This is a genomic window from Desulfosoma caldarium (genome assembly GCF_003751385.1).
GTDB lineage: Bacteria > Desulfobacterota > Syntrophobacteria > Syntrophobacterales > DSM-9756 > Desulfosoma > Desulfosoma caldarium.
Map to the genome: position 1 here is coordinate 18,650 of NZ_RJVA01000010.1, position 25,970 is coordinate 44,619.

Below are 25,970 nucleotides of genomic sequence, written 5' to 3' on the forward strand. Positions count from 1 at the left end.
TGTCGTGCATGCCCTCAGGCCGCCAAATGACAGGCGTGCGGCATACGCGCATCAAAAGGTTCCGGTCCCGCCAATGGAGCCGTTCCAAGCGCCTTTGCGAGGCCTTCCAGAAGTCCTCGAAAAATGCGCTGGTGAAACGGCTTCAACAAGGCCCAGTAGGCCATGCCGGTGAGGCCTCGAGGAAGAAATCGTGCGATGACCTGAACTTCCGTATGATGGGAATCGGACGGTGCCAGGCGAAAATCCAGGACGGCTTCGCCGGGCATTTTCATTTCCGCCAGAAGCAAGAGACGTCGTTCGGGGACGATTTCCAACACCCTCCAGTAATCGACCGTATCGCCCACGTACAGTTTATGGGCCTCACGTCGGCCTCGCATATGTCCAAAGCCACCGACCAACCGGTCGATCCAGCCTCGTGCCCGCCACAGCCTATCCCCAAAAAACCATCCCCGCGCACCTCCAATGGGCTCCACCAAGGCCCACACATTTGACGCCGCCACGGGCACACGCATTCTGAAAGCACACTCCCTAAGCGTCCCTCCGGCATAGGGCGCATCGCCGCAATGAACCCACTCAGGGGGTATGGTCCAGCCCGCATCCGACCAGCATGTTTCCACCTGAGCCTGCCGAATCTTTTGCATGGCTTTTCGAATCGCTTCTCGGCAACTCAAAAGCTTTTGAGGAATCCATTGGCGAATGCGAAAATCTTCGCACACCACCGCGTTGCGCAGCCCTTCCGCAAGGGGTCTGGCCAGGGCCATGGGCACCGGTGTGACCAGGTTGAGCCAATAGGAACTCAGTCGAGGCGTCAGCACGGGCACCGGAATAATCCATCTGCGCGGTAGACCCGCTTCCTCCGCGTAGATGCGCATGAGATTTTCATAGGTTAAAATGTCGGGACCTCCAATATCCAGGGTTTGTCCTAGCACATGGGGAGATTCCAGGCAGCCTTGGAGGTAGTGGAGCACGTTGCTGATGGCAATGGGCTGACACGGTGTGCGCACCCAGCGCGGCGTGATCATGACCGGAAGTCGATCCACCAGGTATCGAAGGATTTCAAAGGAGGCACTGCCGGAGCCGAGGATCATGGCAGCCCTCAAAAATGTCGTGGGTGTGGGGCCGGATTGAAGGATCTGCGCCACTTCCAGGCGCGAACGCAAATGTTTGCTGAGATCCGACGCCTCCCGCCCTAGGCCGCCAAGGTAGATGAGGCGTTCCATGCGCGCCTTACCTGCAGCGATGACCATGTTTTCGGCCGCGATGCGGTCGGCCTTGGCAAAATCCTTTTTCCCGGGCGCCATGGAATGCACCAGGTAATAGGCCGCTCGGCAGCCTTGAGCCGCCCGCACAAGGGAATCGCGATCCATCACGTCGGCTCGATACACTTCCAGGTTCGCGTGACGACCCCAAGGACGGCATTGGACCTTGGACACGGACCGTGCGATCACGCGGACTTTATAGCCCGCAGCCAGCAGCCTTGGTGTGAGTCGTCCACCCACATAACCCGTCGCTCCGGTGACCAAAATAGGTTTTGTGAACCGCTCATCCTCGTGCATGAACACATTCCTTTCGTGCAAAGGGCTTACTGTTGCGGGGATTCTTGCGTAAGCTCCCCTTGAACTGAAGGGGCCTTAACGTTCGAGGTTTCCACCGATGGTGTTTCTTTCATATCCATTTTGGCAAGAAGCACGCAAGAAAAACCGCTCTTGACCTTGACTCTTTCAAAGGCTCTCGGCTATTGGATGACGTTCCGTCCACGGCACGGCTCCTCAACACGACCTCTCTGCGGGGTTTATTCATGCACATGCGGACACTCAAAGCCGACCTGCTCCTTTTGATCACCGCCGTTCTATGGGGCGTCGCTTTCGTTGCGCAACGCAAAGGCATGGAAGCCATCGGGCCCATGGCCTTCAACGCCATTCGATTCGCCTTGGGAAGCCTCTCCCTGGTCCCTCTCATCGCCATTATGGACCGGCGTACCAACGGTCGCACGCTCTTACCCCACACGGACACTCGATGGCGTGCCGCATGGCGATTCGGACTACCCTTGGGTATGGTGCTTTTTGGCGGCGCCACCCTGCAGCAGGTGGGCATCGTGTTCACAACCGCCGGCAAGGCCGGGTTCATCACCGGGCTGTATGTGGTCATGGTGCCAATTTTCGGCTTGATCTGGAAACAGCACCCCTCTTTGGGCACGTGGCTGGGAGCCTTCCTTGCCGCCGTCGGGCTCTACTTCTTAAGTATCACTCGGGATTTTGCCATGGAATTGGGCGATGCATTGGTTCTTTTGGGAGCTTTTTTTTGGACCGCTCACGTCCTGCTTCTAGGCTGGATGTCGCCACGGCGTGATCCCGTCAAGCTGGCCTGTTGTCAGTTTGCCGTGTGTTCGGCCTTGAGTCTTCTTTCCGCGCTGGTTTTTGAATCCTTTTCATGGCAGGCGGTGCACCAGGCCGCGGTGCCCATTCTCTACGGAGGGCTCGTTTCCGTCGGCATTGCCTACACGTTGCAGGTGGTGGCGCAAAAGGACGCACATCCGGCCCACGCGTCCATTCTTCTAAGCATGGAATCTCCGGTGGCGGCTTTGGCCGGATGGGTAATTTTGGGGGAAATTCTTTCCTTGAGGGCGCTTGTGGGCTGCGCTCTCATGCTTGCGGGAATGATTCTGTCCCAACTGGCCGAAGTCCTTCGACCGGCTTCTCAACCCACCATGGCTTCCCGATCCTCGCCGATGGCCGACAATTGAGCCGAGTCTCGGCGGGGTGGAGGCTTGACCAAGCCGAGGGGCACGCCTCGCGTGCCCTCGGCCAAGACTCTGGGATGCGTCGCAAAAGGGTTTTTATTTGAGAAGTTCCCGAGCGATAATCAGGCGCTGAATCTCGCTGGTCCCTTCGTAGATGGTCGTCACTCGAACATCCCGATAATAGCGTTCCAGGGGAAAGTCCTGAGTGTAACCGTATCCGCCCAGAATCTGAACGGCGTCATAGCAGGCCTTGTTGGCCGCTTCTGTGGCGTAGAGCTTTCCCATGGACGCTTCTTTGGTATAGGGCCGCTTGTTTTCCTTCAGATAAGCCGCTCGAAGGAGCAAAAGCCGCGCCGCTTCCAGCCTGGTGTAATTGTCGGCGATCATCCACTGAATCGCTTGGTGCTTAGCAATGGGCACACCGAACTGAATGCGCTCTTTGGCGTAGTTGGAGGCAAAATCCATGGCAGCCAACCCGATGCCCAGGGCCATGGACCCGATGCCGATGCGGCCGCCGGCCAGTTCAGACACCGCAATGCGAAACCCGTCGTTGACCCTGCCCAGCACCGCACTTTCCGGCACGCGGCAGTCTTCAAAGAGCAGCTCGTTGGTGGAAGATCCATGCTGGCCTAGTTTTTTTTCATCCTTGCCGATGGTAAAGCCCGGGGTTCCCGGTTCCACCAGAAAGCACGTGATCCCCTTGCCCTTGGGCGCCTCCTTATCGGTCACCGCCCATACCACAAAGACACCCGCGTATTCAGCGCTGGTAATCCACAGCTTGGTGCCGTTGATCACCCAATGATTGCCGTCCTTGACCGCGCTGGTGCGAATCCCCGCGGGGTCCGAACCAGCTCCGGGTTCCGACAGCGCGAAGCTTCCAGCAGCATATTCCCCGCTGCACAGAGGGGGAATGTAGCGCCGCTTTTGTTCTTCTGTTCCCGTGGCCTGAATGACTTCGGCCACCATGTTGGTCACGGACGCGGTCACCGTGGTGGCGGCGCAAGCCCGTCCCAGCTCCGTCATGGCCAGGGAAAAGGCAACCACTCCAGCTCCGGTGCCTCCGTATTCCGGGTCCACGTTGAGGCCCATAAAACCCAGTTCGGCCAGTTTCTTAAGGTTTCTCTTGAGAATGTCTCGGTTCTTGGTGCGATCCAGTTCCGCCGCCACGGGTTCCAGTTCGTTTTTGGCAAACTTGGCTGCGGTGTCCTGGATGATTTTTTGCTCCTCGGTCAGCTCAAAATTCATCGGGGACGCCTCCCTCTCAGCTGTATTCGTAAAATCCTCGACCTGTCTTGCGGCCTAGCCAGCCGGCTTCCACGTACTTGCGCAGCAGCGGGCACGGCCTGTACTTGGAATCGCAAAATCCTTGGTACAGGGTTTCCATGATGGCCAGGCAGGTATCCAACCCAATAAGGTCAGCCAAGGCCAGGGGTCCCATGGGGTGGTTCATGCCCAACTTCATGACCGTGTCAATGTCTTCACGGGTGCCCACGCCGTGGTAGAGGCAGTAGATGGCCTCATTGATCATGGGCATGAGAATGCGGTTGGCGATGAAGCCCGGATAATCCTGGGCGAGCGCAGGGGTTTTGCCCATTTTTTCCGAAAGCTGCCAGGTGAGCTGGAAGGTTTCATCGGAAGTGGCGATGCCACGAATGATTTCCACAAGCTTCATGACCGGCACCGGATTCATGAAATGCATGCCGATAACCTTTTCCGGCCTCTTGGTTTTTCCGGCAATGCGCCCGATGGGGATGGACGAGGTATTGGTGGCCAACACGGCATGAGGTGGGCAGATATTGTCCAAGTCTTGAAAAATTTTGAACTTGATCTGTTCATTTTCCGTCGCCGCTTCCACCACGAAGTCGGCAACGGCCATGTCCTTGGGGTCCACGCTCGTGCGAATGCGCCCCAGCACGGCGTCCATCTCTTCCTGGCTCAACTTGCCCTTTTCCACGCTTCGAGCCAAATTTTTCTTGATGGTATTGAGACCTTTTTGGACGAATTCCTCCTGAATATCGTTCATGATCACGGCCAGACCGCTCATGGCCGCCACCTGTGCAATGCCGTTGCCCATCTGTCCGGCGCCGACTACGCCAAAGGTTTTCACTTCCATGGTGTTCCTCCTCTTTGCTATCGCTTGACCACAAGCGCCACCGCTTCACCGCCGCCTAGGCACAAAGAAGCCAGGCCTGTTTTCTTGTCCTGTTTGATCATTTCATGAATCAAGGTGACCAACACTCGGGCCCCGCTGGCTCCAATGGGATGCCCCAGGGACACGCTTCCGCCGTTCACGTTCACCTTAGCCGGATCCAATTGCAGTTCGCGCAGGACGGCCACGGTGGATCCGCTGAAGGCTTCGTTGATTTCGTACAGATCCACGTCCTGCAAGCCAATGCCTTCCTTTTTGAGGCACTTGGGAACCGCCCAAATGGGCGCCACCAGAACGTATTTCATGTCGATACCGGCAGAAGCCTGAGCCCCGATGGTGGCCAAAACACGGCAACCCAGCGCTTGAGCCTTTTCCCTGGCCATGACGACCACCGCCGCGGCTCCATCGGAAATGATCGACGCATTGCCCGCCGTGGTCACGCCACCCTCTTTGAAGGCCGGCTTCATCTTCGAGAGCACCTCATAGGAGGTTTCACGAGGGCATTCATCCTTAGAAAAGAGCACCGGGTCGCCTTTGCGTTGCGGTATAGGAACCGGCACAATTTCATCCTGGAATTTGCCCGCCGCGATGGCATTCAAAGCCCGCCGATAGGATTCCAGAGCGTACATGTCCTGGTCTTCGCGGCTCACGCCGTAGCGTTCGCTGCACAGTTCATTGGAAATGCCCATGTGGAAATCGTTCACGATGTCCCACAAACCGTCGTGGATCATGTGATCCTTAAGCTGCCCATGGCCCATGCGGTAGCCCGTGCGCGCCTTGTCCAGAAAATACGGAGCCATGCTCATGTTCTCCATGCCGCCGGCCACCACCACGTCGGCATCCCCCGTCTGCACGGCCTGAGCGGCCAGCATGACGGCTTTGAGGCCGGAGCCGCACACCTTGTTCACCGTCAGGCATTCCACTTCCCACGGCAAGCCCGCCTTCACGGCGGCCTGCTTGGCGGGGTTCTGTCCATAGCCGCAGGGCAGCACTTGCCCCATGATGACTTCGTTGACGTCTTCCTTGGCAATGCCTGCGCGTCGCACGGCTTCTGTAATGACCACGGCGCCCAGTGCCGTGGCGCCGATGCTGGCAAGAGAGCCGTTGAAGCTTCCCAGCGGTGTTCTCACCGCACTGACAATGACCGCTTCCCGCATGACCTTGTCCTCCTTTTCAGCTTCCGTTGGATGTTGGCGAATGCCGCCCTTCGCCAAAACCGAGCGTTTGAAACACCGCCATGAGACGCTCGGCCGTGGTTCCTCGAATCAAAATCACCTTGTTTCGGCTTTTGTTCCCTTGGAGCACTCGGACACGGCTCTTGGACGTTCCCGCGAGATCCGCCAGAAACCGGACACATTCCCTGTTGGCCGCCCCTTCCAAAGGCGGCGCGCAGACTTTGATTTTGAGCGCCCCCTGCTGAACGCCCGCCAGTTCGGTTCGGCGTGCGTTGGGCTGTACACGTACGGTCACGGTGACGCCTTCAGGGTGAGATCGTAAAAAAGAGGAGGAATCCTTCGGGCCTAATTCCATGCCGTCTCGCTTGTGCCGAATCATCGGCGTTCTCGAAAGACTTTCACAAGCACCATGCCGGCGACAAACCCACCGATGTGCGCCCACCAGGCCACTCCCCCCACCTGGGCTCCGCCGCCCATGAGTGCAAAGGTGCCGCTAAAAAACTGCATCACAAACCACAGGCCCAAAAACACATAGGCTGGCATTTCAACTATGGAAAAGTAAAAGAAGATGGGCACCAGTGTGAGGACTCTCGCTCGAGGATACAACAGAAAATAGGCGCCCATCACTCCGGCGATGGCGCCACTGGCCCCGATGGTGGGAATGCGCGATGAAGGGTTCGTCACAATGTGCATCAGGGACGCGATCAAACCGCACAGAAGATAGAAAAGAAGATAGCGACCTCGCCCTAGAGCGCTTTCCACGTTATCTCCAAAGATGTGCAGCACCCACATGTTGCCAATGAGGTGCATCCAGCCGCCATGCAAAAACATGGTCGTCACAAAAGGAATCGCCTGCTCAAGGGTGCTGAAGCGCGAGGCCACTTCCAAATGCGTGTAGCGAATGGGCACAATGCCGTACCGGTAAATCCAAATGCGCAGGCCGGGTCCCAGGGCCAGTTCGTAAAAGAATGCCAAAACGCAGAGGCCGATGATGCCGTAGGTCACCGCCGGAAAGCGCCTGGAAGGATTGACATCACGCAAAGGAATCATCTGTTCGGCGTCCTTCTTGGTTTAAAGGCCTCTTGCAAGCCACTTAAGCATTTTACAGTATCTTCATTTCCTTTTGTTGTAAAGCAATGGTTGTTTGAGCTATCGAAATCAGATACGGTTCATTGACACGAGAAGACCTTTTGGCTAGCATCCTCAGGAATTGCAAGGCTTTGTTCACGAGGCGCGGTAACAGCCTTTTCGATGTCATTGGCGATTCTCAAAGGCGGTCTCATGCGATATCGGCTACTCCACAAAGACTTCGAGGTTGGTCATGATCATAGGGCTGGATGTGGGCGGCACACACACCGACGTGGTCTTGTTGGGCGAACATGGCATCGAATGTCAGGCCAAGGTTCCCACAACCCATGACAACCTGCTTGATTGTGTTTGGAAGGGTTTGGAAGCGGTCACTTTAGGGGTGGCACCTCATGAAGTGGAACGCATCGTCTTGAGCACCACGCTCACCACCAACGCCATCGCTGAGGAAAAGCTCCCACCGGTCGGCATGATCGTGACCAGCGGGCCGGGCCTGGACCCCGAATCCTTTCGCACCAACGACCATTATTACGTGGTCTCGGGCTCCATCGATCATCGAGGCCGCGAAATTCAGCCCATTGAACCCATGGAGATCGAAGCTATCGGGTCGCGGCTGCGCAAGGAAGGCGTGCGCCACGTGGGTGTGGTGGGCAAGTTTTCCATCCGCAATCCCAAGCATGAAACCCAGATTCAGCAACTCCTGGGGGATCACTTTGACTATGTCGTTCTGGGGCATCGCATGTCAGGAAGCCTGAATTTTCCTCGCCGTATCGCCACGGCCTACCTCAACGCCGCAGTCTATTCCATTCACAAGAAATTTTTTGACGCCGTGCGCCGGTCTTTGAAGAAAAATGGCCTGCCCATTCCCATTCACATTCTGAAGGCGGACGGCGGCACCATGAGCTTTGACGCCTCCTTGGACCTTCCGGGGCAAACCATTTTGTCGGGTCCGGCCGCCAGTGTCATGGGTTCCTTGCCCTACTCGTCGGAACATCTGGACACGCTTGTTTTGGACATCGGAGGCACGACCACGGACATGGCCGTCATAGTGGGCACGGTGCCTCTCTTGGCCGCCCAGGGTGCGAAAGTGGGTCGTTTTCGTACCCTCATTCGCGCCTTGAGAACCAGCTCCCTCGCTCTGGGAGGAGACAGTGCGGTGCGAGTCAAGAACGGTCGGCTGCAGTTGGGACCGGACCGAGAAGGTCCGGCCATGGCCTTTGGTGGGCCCACACCCACGCCCACGGATGCCATCATTGCTCTGGGGGGAAATCTCAACGGAAACCGAAGCGCCGCCGAACGCGGTATGCTTCAGGTCGCGGAGGCTCTGGGGGTGCCCATGCAGGAGGCCGCGCAGCAGGTGTTTGACATGGCATGCCGAGGCATCCTGCAGGCTGCCGAAGAGATGGTGCAGGCCATCAATGCCAAACCCGTCTATACCGTTCACGAACTTCTAGAAGGCTATCAGGTGAGGCCAAAAGAAATCCTCGTGCTGGGAGGCCCGGCCCCCTATTTCGCCAAAAGGTTAGAAGAAATATCGCCCTACACCGTGCGCGTCGTGCCGCAGTGGGACGTGGCCAATGCCGTGGGAGCGGCTCTGGCCCGCACCACCTGCGAACTCACCCTGTTTGTGGACACGGAGCGAGGCATCGCCACGGCGCCCGAAGAAGCCTTTCATCAGCCGGTCAAACGCGATTTCACCATGGGCAAGGCCGTCTCCCTGGCCTTGGAACTGCTGACGGAAAAGGCCGTTCGCGAGGGCGCCACCCGCTCCGATTTGGAAACGGAAGTCTTGGAGAAACTGCAATTCAACATGGTTCGAGGCTTCTACACCGCGGGCAAATATTACCGGGTGAAGGTTCAGGTCAAGCCGGGCCTCATTGGCCATTACCGATGCATTGTCGACAGGATTCAACACAGCGACGCCACCGCACCCAGCTGCACCGTCTAGTCCCGTTAAGGAGAAACGCTCATGCTCCGTGCCGCCCACAAAACCGGTCTGGTGATTTTTCCCGCCTTTGACTGGGCCATCAGCCCCACGCACCCGGAACGGGAAGAAAGGCTCTTGTATACGCAGGATCAGATCTTTGAGGAAGGTCTGTTGGATATTCAGGGCATTGTGGAATTCAAGCCCACTTTGGCCGCCCTCGAAGATGTGCAGCGCGTGCATTTTTGTGTACCCGACGAGCGCAGTGTGCTGACCGAAAGCCATCTCATCAGCGCCGGCGGCGCCATGACCATCGCCAAGGCGGTCATGGAACACCAAATCGACCGAGGCTTTGCCCTGGTGCGACCTCCAGGGCACCACGCCATGCGGGTCGTGCATGGCGCCCGCGGCTTTTGCAACATCAACATTGAAGCCATCATGATCGAGCACCTGAGGGCCGTCTACGGCGTGGACCGCATTGCTATCGTGGACACCGACTGCCATCACGGAGACGGCACACAGGACATTTACTGGCATGACCCGGACACGCTGTTTATTTCCATTCATCAGGATGGCCGCACGCTTTATCCTGGATCGGGCTTTCATCACGAATTGGGAGGGCCCACGGCCATGGGAACGACCATTAACGTCCCTCTGCCACCCAGGACGTCCGAAGAAGGATTCCTGCGGGCCATGGAAAAGATCGTTCTGCCCATTCTGGAAGCATTTCAGCCGGAACTCATCGTCAATTCCGCAGGGCAAGACAACCACTACACCGACCCCATCACCAACATGAACTTTTCCGCCCACGGCTACGCCACTTTGACCAGTATGCTGCGCCCTCACATTGCCGTGCTGGAAGGAGGATACTCTATCGAAGGGGCCCTGCCCTACGTCAACGTGGGCATCATTTTGGCCATGGCCGGATTGGATTATAGCAAGGTCAAGGAACCGGATTACGATCCGCAGCGCATTCGACAGCCGGAAGAAACCAACGCCTACATCGACCGCATGGCCGAAGAACTTTTGGGCTATTGGCGCCGATGTCCGGAATTCATTGCCAAGAACCGCGCGACTAAAGAATTCGCGCAAAGAGAGCGCACGATCTACTATGATACGGACAACATCCTGGAAAATCAAAAAGAACGCCTGCGCGTGTGCCCCGTGTGCAGCGGCGTTCTTTCCATCGACTCGTTGACCGACCGTGGTTACCACATCTATGCCGTGCACATTCCTAGAAAGGCGTGCTCGGACTGTGTCTCGCTGGGCTATGAATGGTTTGACGCGGTGAACGGACGGTCTTACGATGGCGTTTATCTGCAGGATCGAACCACTAACCGGTACGTGATGCAAAAGGCGTAGCGAGCCCATGCGTGAGGATCGTGTCTTGATCAAGGACTTTCCCCTGAAGGCGCTGGAAGCCTGGGTCGCCGGCCTTGGGGAACGTCCATTTCGAGCCCGCCAGATCTTTCGTCACCTTTATGTCCGCCTGATTCGTTCCTGGGATGAATGTTCTGATCTGCCCAAAGCCTTTCGCACCCAACTAGAATACGGCACCATTTTGAATGCACTGGAACTGGTGGGAACCGAAGACGCTCTCGATGGAACCCGCAAGTTTGCCTTTCGCCTTCATGACGGGCATCTCATCGAGAGTGTGCTCATCCCCGATCCTCCGCGGCTCACTGCATGCCTATCTAGCCAAGTGGGCTGCGCGCTGGGGTGTCGCTTTTGCCTCACCGGTACCATGGGCTTTGTGCGCCATTTGCGAACGGCGGAAATCGTCGACCAATTGATCCAGATGCAGCACGCGGTGGGGCCGAAGCCGCGCATCACCAATATTGTGTTCATGGGCATGGGAGAACCTTTGGCCAATGAAGAAGCCGTGAGAAGAGCCCTCACCATTCTTCTGGCTCCCGAAGGGCTTGGGTTTTCCCACAGGCGTGTCACGGTGTCCACAGTGGGACTTGTACCCCCCATGAAACGCCTGGGACGGGAAAGCCCGGTGAACTTAGCGGTAAGCCTTCATGCGGCCGACGACGAGACACGAAACCGCCTCATGCCCATCAATCGCACCTACCCTCTCGCAGCCCTCATGGAGGCATGCCGAGCGTATCCCATGCCGTCCCGAAAGCGGATCACCTTTGAGTACATTCTGCTCAAAGGGGTCAACGATCGCCCGGAAGACGCTCGGCACCTGGTTAAGCTTCTTTCTCACGTGCGCTGCAAGGTGAACCTCATTCCCTTCAATCCCCATCCCTCTTTGCCCTTTGAACGGCCTTCCGAAGAGACCGTGGCCGCTTTTCAAGACATTTTACAGCAGGCCCATTTCACCGCCACTATTCGCCAAAGTCGCGGCGCGGATATTCGAGCCGCTTGTGGACAGCTGGCCGCTCGAATGGTAAATTAGTCGTTCCGTCTTTTTATGGCGGCCAGGGAATCCTGAGGCCATAGAGAGGCGTTCTTTGTAATCGTGGCCATAGGCTTTGGGCTCAGGCCCCAAAGGCTGGCAGGACACCGACACGCAGGAGGTGACGTTGACAGAAAAGCCTGATTTCGCTAAAGGAAACGGACTGATTCCCGTGATTGTTCAAGACGTGACCAGCCGCCGCGTCCTCATGCTGGCTTACATGAACGAAACAGCCTGGACCAGAACTGTGGAAACCGGGCTGGCACACTATTGGAGCCGATCGAGAAACGCGTTGTGGCTCAAGGGAGAGACGTCGGGCCATGTGCAGAAGGTTCATGCAATGTATGTGGATTGCGACGCGGACACCCTGCTGATCGTGGTGGAACAGAGCGGCGCCGCTTGTCATGAAGGTTACGCCTCATGCTTTTTCCGCCGCTTTGAAAACGGTGCCTTTCAGGTAGCCGAAGAACGCGTTTTTGATCCCAAGGAGGTTTACAAGGCGTGAGACAGCTCATTCTCGGTATTCCCAAAGGGAGTCTGCAAGAGGCGACCATCGAACTGTTTCGAAAGTCCGGCTGGAAAATTTCGCTCACCAATCGCAATTATTTTCCGGAAATCAACGACCCGGAAATCCAATGTAGCATCTGTCGGGCTCAGGAAATGAGCCGCTACGTAGAAAACGGCACCTTTGACGCGGGCCTGACCGGCAAGGACTGGATTTTGGAAAATGATTCCGATGTCCATGTGGTGGCCGACCTGATCTATTCTAAAGTGAGTCAGCGTCCGGCACGATGGGTGCTCGCCGTCCCCTATGATTCACCCGTCCAAGACGTGGGGGATTTGGAAGGAAAGAAAATCGCTACGGAACTCGTCAATTTCACGCGACGGTATTTTGCCGAGGCTGGTGTGCGCGTGGATGTTGAATTTTCTTGGGGTGCCACGGAAGCCAAGGTCATTGCCGGGTTGTGTGACGCCATCGTGGAGGTGACGGAAACCGGCGCCACCATGCGCGCCAACGGGTTGCGCATCGTCAAAGAACTGATGCTCACCAACACACAGCTTATCGCCAACAAGACCGCCTGGAACGACCCCTGGAAACGCGAAAAAATCGAGCAGATTAGCCTCTTGCTCCAGGCAGCACTCCGTGCCGAAGACCTGGTGGGCCTCAAGATGAATGTCCCCAAGGAGAAGCTCAACGACGTCATCGAAATCCTTCCCAGCCTCACATCACCCACTACGGCCCATTTGTATCAGTCCGACTGGCTGAGCGTGGAGGTGGTCGTGTCTAAGCACACGGTGCGGGAACTCGTCCCGCAACTGCTGAAACGTGGGGCGGTAGGTATCATTGAATACAGCCTGAACAAGGTGATTTGAGCGTCCTTTAAGGGCTAAGGAGTCTTGATGGAGAGACGAGGGGGCACGGCACAGAAAGGGCTTGGAACACGAAATGCGGGGCGTGGACTCTCGCACCTTGCGGCTCTCGTGCTGGCGCTCAGCGCGATGGCCTGCTCGTCTTTGCCTTCGTCGCAACAAGAGCCCACGGCTTGGATGAACGCCGACGACCTGCAGGCTTTGGGAGACAAGTTCTTAGCGGCGGGAGACACCGGGCAGGCTCTTCAGTATCTGGTGGCCGCGGAAAAGAAGGACCCCAAAAATCCGCGCGTGCATTATAGCTTGGCTTTGGCCTATGCGGCCCGTCGCCTGCCCGATCAAGCGCTGACGCATTTTCAAAAGGCCCTGGAACTGAAGCCCGATTATTCCGAAGCCCATAACGCGCTCGGCGCTTTTTATGCGGAACAGGGCGAAAGGGACAAGGCCATGGAGCATTTTCAAAAGGCTCTGGCCAATCCCTTTTACCGCACCCCTGAAAAGCCGCTCTACAATCTGGGACGCTTGATGATGGATCAGGGCCGTTATGGCGAAGCCGTGGCCTATTTCGATGAGGCACTCCACTTTCAAAACGCCTACGCCGAAGCGCACCTTTATCGCGCACGATCCCTGGAAGCTCTGGGACGCCGGGCCGACGCACGCCGTGCCTACAAGGCCGCGGTCACCTACGGGCCTCAATTGGCGGATGCGCAATTTCATTACGGCCGCATCTGTGTCGCCGAAGGCCGCACGGCCGAAGCTATTGCCGCTTTTCGCCGGGTTCTGCGCCTCGCGCCGGGGACACCACTTGCCGATGCTGCCGAAGTTTACCTTCGCCGCTTGGAAGCTCAAGGACAGACGCCATGATTTGCCGCCGTGTGCGCCACGTCAAACCGTTTTTGGTGATGGATGTGTTGGAAAAGGCCCAGGCCATGGAGCGGGCCGGAGAATCGGTGATTCATCTGGAAGTGGGGGAGCCCGATTTTCCGGCGCCCAAAGCCGTGCTTCAGGCCGCCGTGGAAGCCCTGCAGCGTGGAGAAACCCATTACACGCACAGCCTGGGACTGTGGCCATTAAGAGAGGCGCTGTGCGTCTACTATGCCAAGACTTACGGCGTCACCGACCTGGAACCCGACCAGATTCTGGTGACGTCGGGCTCTTCGCCGGCCTTTCTGATAGCTCTAAGCACCCTCATGGACTGCGGCGAGGAAGTGATTCTCTCCAATCCCCATTATGCCTGCTATCCCAGCTTTGTGACTTTTCTTGACGGCGTGCCCAAGCTAGTGCCCGTGGACGAAGAAGACGGCTTTCAGTTGCGGGCCGAAGCGGTGCGCCGCGCCATAAGCCCTCGAACCCGTGCCGTGCTCATCAATTCCCCGTCCAACCCCACGGGAACCCTCATGGACAAGGAACATCTGGAAGCTCTGGCGGATCTGGGCTTATGGATTTTGAGCGATGAAATCTACCATGGACTGGTCTACAAAGGACGGGCTCATTCCATTCTGGAATTTACGCGCAAGGCCATCGTCTTTAACGGTTTTTCCAAACTCTTTGCCATGACCGGACTGCGACTGGGCTACCTCGTGGTGCCCAAGGACTTGGTGCGGCCCATGCAAGCCCTGATGCAAAATTTTTTCATCTCTGCCAATTCCGTGTCTCAATGGGCCGGGCTGGCCGCTTTGACGGTCCCGGAAGTTCAAGACGATGTGGCCCGCATGGTGCGCACCTATGATGAGCGGCGCCGTTTCATGATACACAGGCTGCGCACCATGGGCTTCGGCATTGCCGTGGAACCGACGGGAGCCTTTTACGTCTTTGCCAATGCCAAGAGGTTCTCCCACGATTCCTTGGCCTTGGCCTTTGAAATCCTGGAAAAGGCTCGCGTGGGGGTCACTCCCGGTGTGGATTTCGGAAGCCGAGGCGAAGGCTATCTGCGTTTCAGCTACGCCAATTCCATGGAAAACATCGCCGAAGCCATGAATCGCCTGGAACGCTTTCTGGCTCAGCGAAGCTCATGATGTGCGCCGTGCCTGTCATTCGATCCGCGGAGTACGTCACATCCGCGGTAGCCCCACAGGGTTACCCACAGGAAGGGCTTCCTGAAGTGGCCTTTGCGGGCCGATCCAACGTTGGAAAGTCTTCGCTCATCAACATCCTGCTCGGCAGAAAAAAGCTCGTACGCACCAGCGCCACACCGGGCCGCACGCAGACCCTCAACTTCTTTCGCATCAACGACGCCTTTGTCTTCGTCGATCTGCCAGGGTACGGGTACGCCAAAGTGCCTCCGGAAATTCGAAAACAATGGGGACCCATGGTGGAACAATACCTCACCACACGGCGAGAACTGGCGGGCCTCGTGCACATCATGGACCTGAGGCATCCTCCCACAGCCGACGACCTGCAGCTCTGGAACTGGCTGCAGTCGCACGGTCTTCACGCCGTGCCCGTGCTGACTAAGGCCGACAAGGTTCCTCGAAGCAAACGCCTGCCGCACGCGCAGGCAGCCTCGCGCCTGCTTGGTGTTGCCGTGACGGACATCGTCCTCTTTTCGGCAACCACTCGAGAAGGGGTCGAAGCCCTGTGGGCACGACTTCTTCCCTGGATTCAACAACCGGCATAAGAACATCGACCCCTACAAACCTACTATTTTATTTGGAGGGCCTTCATGGCATCCGCAGCAGCGCTTCCCAAAGACGTGGAAAAGCATCTGAAGCAGCTGTTCAAGAAACTACCCTACCCCGTCACCGTTTACGTGGTCACGGACAAGAACCAGCACGAAGCCATCGCGCAGATCGTTCGAGAATTCGTCGGGCTGTTTCGCCCTCTATCCGACACCATCACGTTTCACGAAATCGACCTTGAGGATCCTCGAACATCCGGCTGGGGTATCGACCGAGCGCCCGCTTTGGTGTTTCAACCGGAACGCTACCGACTGAGCTACCTGGGGGTGCCGTTGGGCGAAGAAGGGCGATCCTTCGTGGAAATGCTTCTGCTCCTCGGCTCCCGCCACAGTGGCCTGAGCGATCCATCGCGAAGGATTCTTCAGCGGCTCACCGAGCCACGAAAGGTTCGCGTTTTTGTCAGCGCTACCTGCCCCTATTGTCCTCAGCAGGTCGTCAACGCCGTCAAAGCCGCCGTAGAACGCCCCGACATGGTGTCCGTACAGATTGTAGACATTCAATTCCATCCGGATTTGGCGGAAAGATATTCAGCCTTCAGTGTTCCTCAGACCTATGCCAATGAGAGCCTCATCGCTCAAGGAGCCCAACCGGAAGAGCTTTTCATGGCTTCTTTGGAAAAGATGGAACAGCAGAGCCTTTTCATTCCGGAAAGTGACGCCGAAGAAATCGACACGGATCTCGTCATCGTCGGAGGCGGTCCGGCGGGATTGACCGCAGGCATCTACGCGGTGCGCAGCGGTCTGCGCACGGCCGTCATTGAGCGCGGCACATTGGGAGGGCAAGTGGCCACGACCCCCGTTGTGGAAAACTATCCGGGCTTTGCGCGCATCGCGGGAAAAAATCTGGTGGACATTATGGTTGCCCATGCCATGGAATATGTGGATCTCTTTCCCAACGAGGAAGTGATGGAAATCGCTCTTTCTCCATCCATGACCGTTAAGACCAATCGGCGCCTTTTTCACACTCGATCTGTCCTTCTGGCCACGGGAGCCACTTACCGAAGGCTGGGCGTGCCTGGGGAAAGCCGCTTCGCAGGCCGCGGCGTGAGCTTTTGCAGCACTTGCGACGGGCCGCTCTACAAAGGGAAAAAGGCGCTGGTTATCGGAGGAGGGAACAGTGCGGTCACCGAAGCATTGCACCTGCATCACATCGGCGTGCACACGACCCTGGTACATCGCCGAGACCACCTGAGGGCCCAGGAACATCTGGTCAAGGCAGTGGGGAATGCCGGCATTCCCGTGCTGTGGAACGCCGAGGTCAAGGAAATTCATGGGGACAAGAAGGTCACCCATGTGGAGCTGTTGAACAACAAAAACGGCAAGACTTTTACTGTGCCAGCCGACGCCGTCTTTGTGGCCATCGGCTACGTGCCGGAAAACCGCCTGGCTCAAGCCGTCGGTGCCGCCCTCACCCCTGAAGGTTACATTCAGCACGACGGTTTTCACCGAACCACCGTCCCGGGCATCTATTGCGCCGGTGATGTGGAAGGGGGCTACAAGCAGATCGTCACGGCCGTGGGTGCCGGAGCCGGCGCGGCCATGACCATCTTTGAAGACCTATCCCACCCGTATTGGACACGTTCCTGAGGGGCAACGCGAAAAAGTCGCATTCGTCACGAGAGGCGCCGCCTCAGACCACAGAGTGCCATCGTTGCCATGGGCTCGCTTCATTCGTCGTAGGCGGCTTGTCCAAATTCGGGAACTCGCCGAAGGACTCTGTAAGTTCCGCCGTCTTTCAAAGAATACGTGAGCCCGTGAAAGGTGAAAGTGTCCTGGTAACCAAAGGGAAGGCCCAAGTCTTGAGCCTCGGAGATGCTTTCCATAATGAAGGAAAGCACCCGGGCGTATTCCACCACGGATTCGGAAATGTTTCGCGTGTCGATCCAGATTTCTTTGAGTCCGAAAAGGCGCGTAAGGCCCTCTGTGTGAAAGCCTTCGCCATGGGGGTCGCGAACGACCGAAATGACCTGTTCGGGCTTTTTCTGGTTTTGGACCTTGAGCAATTCAATTTTTCTCTCGGAAGCGGAAGTTTCCATCACTGTCCTTTGCCTTTCCCAGAAGGAGTCCCAAGTGGCCGAAGCCTGGCCGGCCGTGGCATTAAAACGCCCTCACCGCACCGTGCGTTATGGGCGCCGAAAGAAAGCCCTGAGGCCTCGATTTGACAAATGCTTCGAACATCACGGCCTAATGCGTTGAGATTCTGCAAGACATAGGCTTCGAAAACAGCAATCCCTCTGATCGCAGTAGCCTTGAGCGGTGCCGAAGCAGTCAAAGTTTCCTTCCGCCCTTTGAATTTCTCGAATGAGGTCCGCTTTTTTCTTGCCGAAAGAGTTGACACCCAGCGCCTTGGCTTTGGCTCGAATTTCTTGCATCTTCATGGCCTAACTCCTTACCTGTCATCGGCCGAAATCGTAGCGAAAAAGCACGTCCACACCTGCCCGATCTTCTCCTCCCACTTGACTTTCCACGGAAAGAAAGCGGTTCACGCGGTATTCCGCGCGCAGCTCATCCTTCTCAGCCCCCTCCAGGCTCTTTTGGTAGGTGACATAGAGTTCGGGGGTCAGGTGCTTGCCGATTTCCAGCACACTGCCGTTTTCGCTCCCTTTAATATCCACCGCATCCGGTGAAAGGGGCAAGTCACCCAAAAGGCTTTTCACCACGGGCGTGGTCCCTCCCCACACAAACTGAACACCGCGATCCCGAAGCTCTCGGGCTTGTCGTGCGCTGAGTTCCTTGGCCGGGCGACCGTAGAGCAGCACGGACACAATGTCCACCTGGTCCATTTCCGGGAAACTGGAAAAGACCAGCCTTGGGCGGCTGAGCTGGCCCGTGAGCGACGCCGTGACGATCACGTCCCGAAGATCTTTTTGACACGTCACCGACAGAAATGGATCCGGCGGCGTCTCACCTCGAAACGTGAGCTCCCCTTCCTCCACTCGCATGTGAACTCCCTGAAAGGCATATTGGCCTCTGGAAGTCCAGAGGGTGCCGTGAAGTTGTATGGAACCGCCTTGGAGCTTATCAAGGGTGACCGCTCCGTGCACCTCGGCTTCCAAACCGAATCCGCGCACCCAGGCATCCTTTGGTGGCAAGTGAATCTTGAGTTGCATCGCCACGTTTTCAAAGCCGTTCATTTTTCTGGGCTGGGTTCGTCGTGTGCCGAGAAGAACTTTGGAACCCTGGCCGGTTTCTTCAACGAGGCGAATCTGACGGGCCACGTCCTTTTCCAATTCTCCAAGATTGATCGAAACCTTGTGAAGACTCACTTCACCCACAATCTTAGGGGCAAAGCCATAGCCCTTCTGTGTCACGGTTCCGCGCACCGAGCCTTGCCCTTCGATACCAAAAATTTCAGGGAACCGCACATCATCTCCGGCAACCTGGAGCGCGTAGCCGCCAAAACGGCCTCCAGGCAAGAGGAGTTCTCCTTGAGCTCGTCCTCGGCTGCCGAGCAAGACAAATTCCGCAGATTCCAAGTGAATGGAGGATTCCTCGGCCCGCCAACGGATCTCAAGCTCCTGCACCTTTTCCGTCCAGCCGGGCCACAGAAAGGATGCACCACGCACAGCGCCCGAACCTTTCAAACGGGGGTTTTTCAAGGAACCCACAAGGCGCACGTCCCAGGAAGCCAAACCTTTAAGTTCTTTTAACGGGATGATGGCCTGCAGGCTTTCCAGGGGCACATCCCGGGCTGTGGATCGCAGTTGCCCATTCGCCCCGTCGCGAAGGCGGCACGTCCACGGCGCAAATCGAAGGTCCAGCGGCCACGCCCCGTCCAAAAGCACGGGAGTGTTCAAGGACGCGGCTTGGAGTTTAACGCGAAGGGTCAGCGTGCCCGCTTCATAACGTCCTGAAAAGGGCACAAAAGTTTGTTCCAGGCCAGGCACAGACAGCTGGTTGAGAGACCCGTTCAGAACCACGGTGGGCTTTTCCGCCGTTCCCTTAAGACGCACCTGAGTATCCAAGCGTCCCTGAAGCCATTTCTTGAGACCGCCTTTCCATGAAGTTTCAGGGACAAAGCGCGACAGCCAAAAGGCCATATCAAGGTGTCGCAAGCGCACCAAGACATCCAAGGGCCCCGAAATTCTCAGGGCTCCTTGCAGCTGCATCTCCTCGTCCCCTCGAATCACACGCAGCGACGACACGTGCACAGCCCTTGCACCGACGCGGAGTTCCCCTTGAGCCGCATATTTGTCTCCAGCAAAGGAAAAATCCGCCTTGTCCATGCGAAACACCTTGTAAGAATCCTCTGGGGACGTCAGCTTGCCTTTGAGGTTCAGATGATCCAAGGCCGCGACGCGGCGTCCTTGCGCGACCACGTCCGCCGTGTTTGCCTCGGCCTGCTGATGGACCCTGATCAAGAGAAAGTCCCCGGCATACTGTCCGTAGGCAAAGGACGAGAGTTCCACGGTTAGTTTTCGAGCCGCCTGCAGACTTGAAAGGTCAGAAGTGCCGTCGATTCGCACGGCTTTGGATCGAAACGCATCCACCCCCACATCCCGTCCCGTCATGTGCCCCGTCCAGGTCAACAGCGGCCAGGCCCCCTGCAGTTTACCCTGACCCGAGACCACCCCCGCCAGCTCATGGTCAGGCACCAGATGCTGAAAAAGGGTCAAAGGCACCTGATCGGCCTTGACGTCAAGACGTAGATTCGGACGACGTGCCGGCGCGTTTGTGGATGGTGTGCCTTCGATGATCCCGGACGCTTCCACATAGCCACCCTTGTCCCATCGACCCGAAGCCCGCCGCACCACGAAGATGCCTTCCTGAAAATCCACATCCAAGATCAGATCCTGCATGGTCATCTTTTCCGTGCTGAAGCGTCCCTGGGAAAGGGCAAAGCTTATTTTCGTTGTGCCACCTTTTCGATGCTCTATGACCAGGTGCGTTTTTCCCGACACGGTGGATGCCCCCTTGCTATCCCAAGGCAGCACCAGTCCCGTGATCGACGTATCTGCCGTGAGAAGGGCCCTGTCTTTGGAAGCGGCCCAACGAGCCGTGCCCACAAAACTTCCATGAGATCCTCGAAGATCGTACCGGCCGTCAAGCCGTGCCGGAGTGCCTTCGAGATCGATGAGGCCTTCCAGAATGCCGGACAGCGCTTCTGCCCCCTTGCCGCCTCCCCAGCCTTTAATGGCCCATGAACAGGGCATCAGCCGAACCTGCGCCGAGAAGCTACCTTGAGGAAAATCATACCAGGTTCCACTCACCGCTATGCGTGACGTTTCATTGACCGTCATTTGAAGCGTCTTCACGTAAAGGTCTTGGTCCTTGAGGAAAGCCTGGGCGGTCAGTGTGAGCTGGCTTCGCACGGGTACCAGGAATTCCATGCGCCACGGGTCTAGCCTCACCTCCACTCCCAAAGAACCATCCTCCAATCCATCGCGCACTCGCAGCGTTCCGGTCATCTCGGACACATTCAGGACGCATCGTTCCCCATCAAAACCCTGAAGGCGCCCGGAAACCACGGTGACCTGGGGCACAGGCCATCGCGCCCACCACCTCGCTCGGTCACCCTTCTTTTCTCTGTCCTCGAGCTTGGGCAGTGGAACGTGCCATTGGCCGTCATTGCCCTTTTCCAGTCGCACATACGGCCTGTGAAGCGTCACATCGCCCAGGGCAAGATACGGTTTCGACCAGCGCCAGTTGTAGCGAATGGTCAAGGACTCCGTGATAAACACGGGGCCTTTGTTGGATTCCACGGATACGTCCTTCAGGCGAAGGTTGCCCAAAGGAAACCACCGAAACCCGCCCACGGTTAGATGCAGGCCCGTTTCCTGATGCACGCGCTGGACCACAGTCTGCATCGCCCACTCTTGCACCCAGGGGGCGTGCATTAAGAGCACGGTGAGCAGCGGGACACCAAGCACGAGGGCGGCAAGGACAATCCAGGCCTTGAAAAAGCCTGAGAAAACCGGCGCAGGATGCAAAGGCCGATGGCTTCTTTTGGAGTTTAAAGGTGTTTTTTCTTGACCTTTGATAGATCCCACGGTTCGATCTTTCCTTGAGGGTTCACTCTACGGGCTCTCTCACACTGGGTGGATTATCAATCACTCAGCCCGTCAAATCAACTCATGTTCACAATTTCCCGCTCTCAAAAGAAAGGAGATTCCATGAAAGCCATGGTCTTACACCGGTGCGCTCCCGTCGAACACCATCCCCTCGTTTTGGAAGAGCATCCTGACCCCGAGCCGTCCCGAAGGGAAATTCGCGTGAAGGTTTTAGCCTGCGGCGTGTGCCGAACGGATCTGCACGTGGTCGAAGGGGAGCTGCCTCCTTTGGGTCATCCTGTGATTCCGGGACATCAGATCGTGGGGCGGGTGGAGAAGAGGGGCCCCGAAGCCCATCGGTTTCGGGAAGGAGACCGTGTAGGCATCGCGTGGCTGCGGCACACCTGCGGCGTGTGCCGATATTGCCAGCAAGGATTTGAAAATCTTTGCGAAAAGGCCCTATTTACCGGTTACCACGCGCCCGGCGGGTACGCCACCCACGCCGTGGTCCATGAGGATTTCGCCTACCCCATCGCGGATAACCTTTCCGATGCCGAAGCCACTCCTTTGCTGTGTGCCGGCATCATCGGATATCGCAGCCTCAAACGGGCACTGTGCGGCCCATCGAACCGCCAGCCTGCTGAAGGCCCTCGCACCTTGGCCTTGTACGGCTTTGGATCCTCCGCGCACATCGTCATTCAGATCGCTCGGCATTGGGGCTACGAAGTTTACGCCATCTCACGCACCCCTCGCCATCAAAAGCTCGCTAGGGATCTCGGCGCCGTGTGGGCAGGAACCTCCGCCAAAGATCTTCCCGTCAAGGTGCAACATGCCATTGTTTTTGCTCCGGCCGGCCCTTTGGTTCCGGAAGCTTTGGAACACCTGGACAAGGGTGGCACTCTGGCCCTTGCCGGCATCTACATGACTCAGATTCCGGCCATGGATTACGAAAAACATCTTTTCTACGAAAAAAACGTGCACAGTGTCACGGCCAACACACGGCAGGACGCGTTGGAACTTCTGGAAACCGCGGCCGCGGTGCCCGTGCGGGCCGTGGTGCGCACGTACCCTCTGACGGCGGCCAATGAAGCTCTGCAGGACCTCAAAGCGAATCGCCTCGAAGGCACGGGTGTGCTTCTTCCCTGACCGATGGGAAAACCCGTTCGCCATTGAGCTGGTGTCAAAAAGCTTGCCCGATGCTCAGGTGGATTTGATAACGGTTGAAGAAATCCTGGTGAGGAGGATTTAGCTGGTAACCGAAATCCAGGCGCAGGGGCCCCACAGGCGTCTTGTAGCGAAGCCCTGCGCCCACGGTGGAACGCAACTGGTCCCAAAGCAGTTCATAGCGGCTCTCATAGACGTTGCCCACATCCACAAAAAGGACGCCTTCCCAGGAATTCTTGAGAGGAAAACGCCATTCGCCGCTCAGTTCCAGGAGGGTAAGTCCACCAAGAGGGTTTCCGTCGTCGTCCAGTGGTCCCAGTTTTTGGTAAGGATATCCGCGAATACTGGAGCTTCCGCCACTGAAATAGCGCTTAAAAATGGGCACGCGAGCCGTGTTTTCTAGTTCCGCAATGCTGCCCCATTTGGCACGAAAAGCCAGCACGCCCAAAGGATCGATGGGCAGGTAGGAACGTCCTTCCAAGCCGAACTTCACAAAGCCCACCTCGGAACCCACAGCCGAACCACCCCATTCCAGCCGCTGAAAAAACTGCACACCTCGCCGAGGATCCAAAATGTTGTCCACCTTTTGGTAGGTGGCGCCAAACACCAAGGAGGAGACGTAGTATTCTTCACCCTTTTGATCACTGGGTCGAATGGCTTGGGAGGTCAGGCCTACGTCCACCAACCGGTTGGCTTCCACGTTGGGTCCGGCGTTCAGGAGCCAGTGTTCATTAAGCTGCCAGGTCACTTGCGGTCGAAGAAAATACTGTACGTTTGTGTAGCTTTCCTGCATTTCGCGAGAGACGCCGCCGGATACGGAAAGCCTCAATGGGTCGTAAAGGAAGTGAGGCTGCGTCAGCCGGCCTTCAAAAAAGCGAACCAGAGAGCTCGCCTTGGCATCCAGTTCCAGGGTCCGTCCTTGCCCGAGAAAATTCCGATATTCATAGCCCACACGGCCTCGCAGTCGGTCTTCCGTCCCATAGCCCGCTCCAAAGCGCACGGTCTGACTCTTGGCTTCCTTGACCACCACCGACACCGGCACCTGGGATTCAAAGGACGCGTCCAACTGGGGTTGAACATCCACGAAGGTAAAAAGATGGAGATCCATGAGGCGTTTTTGAGAATCGAGCAAGGCTTTGGCTCGGTACCGTTCCCCGGGTCGAAAGGTGAGCTCCTTGACAATAAGGTCCGTTTCCACGCGCTGGTTGCCTTCCACGCTCACAGGGCCGAAAAAACAGGCAGGTCCCAGAGCCACGTGCACTTCGATGCGCGCTACTTTCGCCTCCTTGTCCATGGTGCCCTGGGTTTCCACGATGGCTCGAGGGTATCCCCAGAGGCTCAGGAAATGCCGAACCACTTTTTCCGTGTCGTAGAAATCCGAGGACGTGAAGCGGCGCCCCGGTTTGAGCGGAATGACCTTGAGAAGGTCATCATGCCACGGCCCGAAAGCAGCATCATCCACGGTGACTTCCACGCTCTCCACCAGGACGGGCCGCCCTTCCTCCACCGAGATCTCCAAAATGACTTCGCGCCCTCCCAAGGGAATCAGCCGATATCCCAAAACACGAGCGTCATAAAACCCTTTGCTTTTATAAAATTTCTCTATCCGCTCCAAATCCTTCTGTAGGACGGCTTCATCAAGGGGATGGCCACGTCCCCAGCGAAAACGCCTCGCTTGAGTTTCCATGATTTTTTCTAAACGGCCGGTATCAAAGCTTTTGGCACCCACAAAGCGAATGAATCGAACGGCGGGGGAAGCCGCCGTCTGCCCGTATAGCATCGGCGGCACGCAGAGCATGAGAAGAAAAAAAGCCACACCGCAAAACAACCGATAAAGACGGTCGTTCAAGTTAAAACCCCGTGTTATTTGAGCCTATCAAGCCATTTCTTGGCCACCTGTGCTTGAGGGCTTTTGGGATACTGTTGCATGACGCGTTCGTAGAGAATGCGCGCCGCCGTGGTGTCGCCCAGTTTTTCAAAAGCAGCTCCCTGCTTTAGAAGGGCGTGGGGGACCTTGTTCCCCTTAGGAAAACGATCCAAAACCTCCTGGTAGCTGTTGATGGCTTCCTGGTAACTGCCCATCATGAAATGGCATTCGCCCATCCAAAACAGCGCGTTGTCGGCCAAATCAGATGTGGGATACCGCTTGAAGAACTCTTTGAACTTTTGCAACGCCGCCCTGTGGTTTCCCTTTTGGTAAAGTACCATGGCCCCGTTATAGAGTTCTTTCTCGGGGTCGAGCGCATGGGCCGCTGGCGCGGCAGCCGTCGCGGGCTGCGTGGTTCCAGGGCCTGGGGCCGGAGTGGGGACACTGGGAATGGAAATTACCGGTTGGTCTGAGCCCGGTTTGGGAGCCGAGGACTCTGGGGAAGCCTGTCCCTGAAGGTGGCGCAGTTCTTCGACCTGCCCTCGAATCCGCCCCAAATCCATTTGCATCTGATCCATGCGCGCATTCAAGGCGGCCAGGCCTCCGACCGCCGATCCCGTCGATCCTTTGAAGCCGAACACCGCTCGCTCCAGTTTCTGAATGCGAGCGTCCAATTCCTGAACCTGCACTTGGAGGTTCGAAAGGTTGCTCTCAAGCAGCACGGTTTCCTGCGTGGAAGCGCACCCCGAAAGAATGAGGAATACGCTCAGCGCGGCTTCAAACCCCAGGCCTTTTCCCCGCCTTGCCTTGCCGCCCATGGGCCGCTCCCTTTTCCCTAAAACTGCACCACGAAATGAGCCCGTCGATTCTTGGCCCAGGACGCTTCGTCATGCCCCAAGGCGATGGGCCGCTCTTCTCCATAGCTGATCATGCTCAACCGGGAGGGATCTATTCCAGAATTGACCAAATACTGCCAGGCACTGTTGGCCCTTCGTTCTCCCAATGCCAAATTGTAATCATTGGTACCCCTTTCGTCGCAATGACCTTCGATGATCACGTACACGGTAGGGTAGCGGCGCAGAAAATCCACTTTCTTGTCCAGAATGGCTTTGGCTTCCTCCATGAGCACGTAAGCATCGAATTCAAAATGGATGTCTTCGTTTTGAAACTGATCCATTTCCTTTAGAAACCTCTGCCGCTCTTCTTCCGTACGCAGCCCCAGCTTTTGCCATGTGGCTTCATCGATGGGACCGCCCGGCGTGTACCGAGGCGTTTCCGGTGCCGAAAGTGCCGTGGCCGCCGATGGATACACCGCCTGTCCGGGCACGGCTTTCTTGGAACATGCCGTCAGGTTCAGGATGGCCAAAACCAGAGCGCACCAGATCCCCACCACCAACGTCAATCGATGATTCATCGTTTC

General features: G+C 57.1%; 23 protein-coding genes. 11 read left to right on the forward strand and 12 right to left on the reverse strand.

The window, feature by feature from the left end; all coding sequences use genetic code 11:
* Window positions 1-14: 14 nt before the first annotated feature.
* Window positions 15-1,556 carry an SDR family oxidoreductase gene (locus EDC27_RS03190; RefSeq protein ID WP_123289186.1) on the reverse strand — a complete coding sequence of 514 codons (1,542 nt, stop codon included), beginning with the start codon at window positions 1,554-1,556 and terminating at the stop codon, window positions 15-17.
* Window positions 1,557-1,798: 242 nt separating this feature from the next.
* Between EDC27_RS03190 and EDC27_RS03195 the strand changes: the two genes are divergently transcribed.
* Window positions 1,799-2,743 (forward strand): DMT family transporter, encoded by a 945-nt coding sequence (locus EDC27_RS03195; RefSeq protein WP_123289651.1) that lies wholly within the window; start codon window positions 1,799-1,801, stop codon window positions 2,741-2,743.
* Window positions 2,744-2,836: 93 nt separating this feature from the next.
* Here EDC27_RS03195 and EDC27_RS03200 read toward each other — a convergent pair whose 3' ends face one another.
* The 5 genes from EDC27_RS03200 to EDC27_RS03220 all read right to left on the reverse strand — a co-directional run bounded on the left by EDC27_RS03200 (window position 2,837) and on the right by EDC27_RS03220 (window position 7,114).
* The gene (locus EDC27_RS03200; protein ID WP_123289187.1) at window positions 2,837-3,985 is read right to left on the reverse strand and encodes an acyl-CoA dehydrogenase family protein; all 1,149 of its coding nucleotides are present in this window, start codon (window positions 3,983-3,985) and stop codon (window positions 2,837-2,839) included.
* A gap of 16 nt (window positions 3,986-4,001) precedes the next feature.
* Window positions 4,002-4,853, reverse strand: a complete 852-nt coding sequence (locus EDC27_RS03205) for a 3-hydroxybutyryl-CoA dehydrogenase (protein WP_123289188.1) — start codon at window positions 4,851-4,853, stop codon at window positions 4,002-4,004.
* Window positions 4,854-4,870: 17 nt separating this feature from the next.
* Window positions 4,871-6,046 carry an acetyl-CoA C-acetyltransferase gene (locus tag EDC27_RS03210; RefSeq protein WP_123289189.1) on the reverse strand — a complete coding sequence of 392 codons (1,176 nt, stop codon included), beginning with the start codon at window positions 6,044-6,046 and terminating at the stop codon, window positions 4,871-4,873.
* A gap of 16 nt (window positions 6,047-6,062) precedes the next feature.
* On the reverse strand, window positions 6,063-6,359 hold the full coding sequence (locus EDC27_RS03215; protein WP_211334758.1) for a DUF167 domain-containing protein: 297 nt from the start codon (window positions 6,357-6,359) through the stop codon (window positions 6,063-6,065).
* A gap of 80 nt (window positions 6,360-6,439) precedes the next feature.
* The gene (locus EDC27_RS03220) at window positions 6,440-7,114 is read right to left on the reverse strand and encodes a rhomboid family intramembrane serine protease (protein WP_123289190.1); all 675 of its coding nucleotides are present in this window, start codon (window positions 7,112-7,114) and stop codon (window positions 6,440-6,442) included.
* A gap of 271 nt (window positions 7,115-7,385) precedes the next feature.
* Between EDC27_RS03220 and EDC27_RS03225 the strand changes: the two genes are divergently transcribed.
* From EDC27_RS03225 to EDC27_RS03265, 9 genes are all read left to right on the forward strand, one after another.
* The gene (locus tag EDC27_RS03225) at window positions 7,386-9,098 is read left to right on the forward strand and encodes a hydantoinase/oxoprolinase family protein (RefSeq protein WP_123289191.1); all 1,713 of its coding nucleotides are present in this window, start codon (window positions 7,386-7,388) and stop codon (window positions 9,096-9,098) included.
* Window positions 9,099-9,119: 21 nt separating this feature from the next.
* The gene (locus EDC27_RS03230) at window positions 9,120-10,436 is read left to right on the forward strand and encodes a histone deacetylase family protein (protein WP_123289192.1); all 1,317 of its coding nucleotides are present in this window, start codon (window positions 9,120-9,122) and stop codon (window positions 10,434-10,436) included.
* 7 nt (window positions 10,437-10,443) lie between these two features.
* The gene (gene rlmN / locus EDC27_RS03235; RefSeq protein WP_123289193.1) at window positions 10,444-11,481 is read left to right on the forward strand and encodes a 23S rRNA (adenine(2503)-C(2))-methyltransferase RlmN; all 1,038 of its coding nucleotides are present in this window, start codon (window positions 10,444-10,446) and stop codon (window positions 11,479-11,481) included.
* A gap of 121 nt (window positions 11,482-11,602) precedes the next feature.
* On the forward strand, window positions 11,603-11,986 hold the full coding sequence (hisI, locus tag EDC27_RS03240) for a phosphoribosyl-AMP cyclohydrolase (protein WP_123289653.1): 384 nt from the start codon (window positions 11,603-11,605) through the stop codon (window positions 11,984-11,986).
* A complete protein-coding gene (gene hisG, locus EDC27_RS03245; protein WP_123289194.1) occupies window positions 11,983-12,855 on the forward strand; it encodes an ATP phosphoribosyltransferase in 873 nt (290 codons plus the stop codon). Before hisI ends, hisG begins: the two co-directional genes overlap by 4 nt.
* 27 nt (window positions 12,856-12,882) lie before the next feature.
* Window positions 12,883-13,716 (forward strand): tetratricopeptide repeat protein, encoded by an 834-nt coding sequence (locus EDC27_RS03250; protein ID WP_123289195.1) that lies wholly within the window; start codon window positions 12,883-12,885, stop codon window positions 13,714-13,716.
* A complete protein-coding gene (locus EDC27_RS03255; protein WP_123289196.1) occupies window positions 13,713-14,867 on the forward strand; it encodes a pyridoxal phosphate-dependent aminotransferase in 1,155 nt (384 codons plus the stop codon). Before EDC27_RS03250 ends, EDC27_RS03255 begins: the two co-directional genes overlap by 4 nt.
* On the forward strand, window positions 14,867-15,469 hold the full coding sequence (gene yihA, locus EDC27_RS03260; protein WP_123289654.1) for a ribosome biogenesis GTP-binding protein YihA/YsxC: 603 nt from the start codon (window positions 14,867-14,869) through the stop codon (window positions 15,467-15,469). Before EDC27_RS03255 ends, yihA begins: the two co-directional genes overlap by 1 nt.
* Window positions 15,470-15,514: 45 nt before the next feature.
* Window positions 15,515-17,116 (forward strand): FAD-dependent oxidoreductase, encoded by a 1,602-nt coding sequence (locus tag EDC27_RS03265; protein ID WP_123289197.1) that lies wholly within the window; start codon window positions 15,515-15,517, stop codon window positions 17,114-17,116.
* Between the two features lie 80 nt (window positions 17,117-17,196).
* Here the strand turns inward: EDC27_RS03265 and EDC27_RS03270 are convergent, their stop codons facing one another.
* From EDC27_RS03270 to EDC27_RS03280, 3 genes are all read right to left on the reverse strand, one after another.
* Window positions 17,197-17,565 (reverse strand): hypothetical protein, encoded by a 369-nt coding sequence (locus EDC27_RS03270; RefSeq protein WP_123289198.1) that lies wholly within the window; start codon window positions 17,563-17,565, stop codon window positions 17,197-17,199.
* A 141-nt stretch (window positions 17,566-17,706) separates the two neighbouring features.
* Window positions 17,707-17,907 (reverse strand): SAP domain-containing protein, encoded by a 201-nt coding sequence (locus EDC27_RS03275; protein ID WP_123289199.1) that lies wholly within the window; start codon window positions 17,905-17,907, stop codon window positions 17,707-17,709.
* A gap of 18 nt (window positions 17,908-17,925) precedes the next feature.
* A complete protein-coding gene (locus tag EDC27_RS03280; protein ID WP_123289200.1) occupies window positions 17,926-21,519 on the reverse strand; it encodes a translocation/assembly module TamB domain-containing protein in 3,594 nt (1,197 codons plus the stop codon).
* 123 nt (window positions 21,520-21,642) lie between these two features.
* Between EDC27_RS03280 and EDC27_RS03285 the strand changes: the two genes are divergently transcribed.
* A complete protein-coding gene (locus tag EDC27_RS03285; protein ID WP_123289201.1) occupies window positions 21,643-22,665 on the forward strand; it encodes a zinc-dependent alcohol dehydrogenase family protein in 1,023 nt (340 codons plus the stop codon).
* Between the two features lie 34 nt (window positions 22,666-22,699).
* Here the strand turns inward: EDC27_RS03285 and EDC27_RS03290 are convergent, their stop codons facing one another.
* Genes EDC27_RS03290 through pal form a run of 3 tightly spaced genes read right to left on the reverse strand, consistent with a single transcriptional unit; the run spans window position 22,700 to window position 25,964 of the window.
* Window positions 22,700-24,532 carry an autotransporter assembly complex protein TamA gene (locus EDC27_RS03290; protein WP_123289202.1) on the reverse strand — a complete coding sequence of 611 codons (1,833 nt, stop codon included), beginning with the start codon at window positions 24,530-24,532 and terminating at the stop codon, window positions 22,700-22,702.
* Between the two features lie 14 nt (window positions 24,533-24,546).
* A complete protein-coding gene (gene ybgF, locus EDC27_RS03295) occupies window positions 24,547-25,368 on the reverse strand; it encodes a tol-pal system protein YbgF (RefSeq protein ID WP_123289203.1) in 822 nt (273 codons plus the stop codon).
* Between the two features lie 17 nt (window positions 25,369-25,385).
* Complete coding sequence (gene pal, locus EDC27_RS03300) at window positions 25,386-25,964, reverse strand: peptidoglycan-associated lipoprotein Pal (protein WP_123289204.1); 579 nt, start codon at window positions 25,962-25,964, stop codon at window positions 25,386-25,388.
* Window positions 25,965-25,970: the final 6 nt, after the last annotated feature.

Excerpts from the sequence above, each read along its gene's own strand:
- EDC27_RS03190 (WP_123289186.1), bottom strand. The coding sequence starts at position 1,556 with ATGCACGAGGATGAGCGGTTCACAAAACCTATTTTGGTCACCGGAGCG.
- EDC27_RS03195 (WP_123289651.1), top strand. The coding sequence starts at position 1,799 with ATGCACATGCGGACACTCAAAGCCGACCTGCTCCTTTTGATCACCGCC.
- EDC27_RS03200 (WP_123289187.1), bottom strand. The coding sequence starts at position 3,985 with ATGAATTTTGAGCTGACCGAGGAGCAAAAAATCATCCAGGACACCGCA.
- EDC27_RS03205 (WP_123289188.1), bottom strand. The coding sequence starts at position 4,853 with ATGGAAGTGAAAACCTTTGGCGTAGTCGGCGCCGGACAGATGGGCAAC.
- EDC27_RS03210 (WP_123289189.1), bottom strand. The coding sequence starts at position 6,046 with ATGCGGGAAGCGGTCATTGTCAGTGCGGTGAGAACACCGCTGGGAAGC.
- EDC27_RS03220 (WP_123289190.1), bottom strand. The coding sequence starts at position 7,114 with ATGATTCCTTTGCGTGATGTCAATCCTTCCAGGCGCTTTCCGGCGGTG.
- EDC27_RS03225 (WP_123289191.1), top strand. The coding sequence starts at position 7,386 with ATGATCATAGGGCTGGATGTGGGCGGCACACACACCGACGTGGTCTTG.
- EDC27_RS03230 (WP_123289192.1), top strand. The coding sequence starts at position 9,120 with ATGCTCCGTGCCGCCCACAAAACCGGTCTGGTGATTTTTCCCGCCTTT.
- rlmN (WP_123289193.1), top strand. The coding sequence starts at position 10,444 with ATGCGTGAGGATCGTGTCTTGATCAAGGACTTTCCCCTGAAGGCGCTG.
- EDC27_RS03250 (WP_123289195.1), top strand. The coding sequence starts at position 12,883 with ATGGAGAGACGAGGGGGCACGGCACAGAAAGGGCTTGGAACACGAAAT.
- EDC27_RS03255 (WP_123289196.1), top strand. The coding sequence starts at position 13,713 with ATGATTTGCCGCCGTGTGCGCCACGTCAAACCGTTTTTGGTGATGGAT.
- yihA (WP_123289654.1), top strand. The coding sequence starts at position 14,867 with ATGTGCGCCGTGCCTGTCATTCGATCCGCGGAGTACGTCACATCCGCG.
- EDC27_RS03265 (WP_123289197.1), top strand. The coding sequence starts at position 15,515 with ATGGCATCCGCAGCAGCGCTTCCCAAAGACGTGGAAAAGCATCTGAAG.
- EDC27_RS03270 (WP_123289198.1), bottom strand. The coding sequence starts at position 17,565 with ATGGAAACTTCCGCTTCCGAGAGAAAAATTGAATTGCTCAAGGTCCAA.
- EDC27_RS03275 (WP_123289199.1), bottom strand. The coding sequence starts at position 17,907 with ATGAAGATGCAAGAAATTCGAGCCAAAGCCAAGGCGCTGGGTGTCAAC.
- EDC27_RS03285 (WP_123289201.1), top strand. The coding sequence starts at position 21,643 with ATGAAAGCCATGGTCTTACACCGGTGCGCTCCCGTCGAACACCATCCC.
- ybgF (WP_123289203.1), bottom strand. The coding sequence starts at position 25,368 with ATGGGCGGCAAGGCAAGGCGGGGAAAAGGCCTGGGGTTTGAAGCCGCG.
- pal (WP_123289204.1), bottom strand. The coding sequence starts at position 25,964 with ATGAATCATCGATTGACGTTGGTGGTGGGGATCTGGTGCGCTCTGGTT.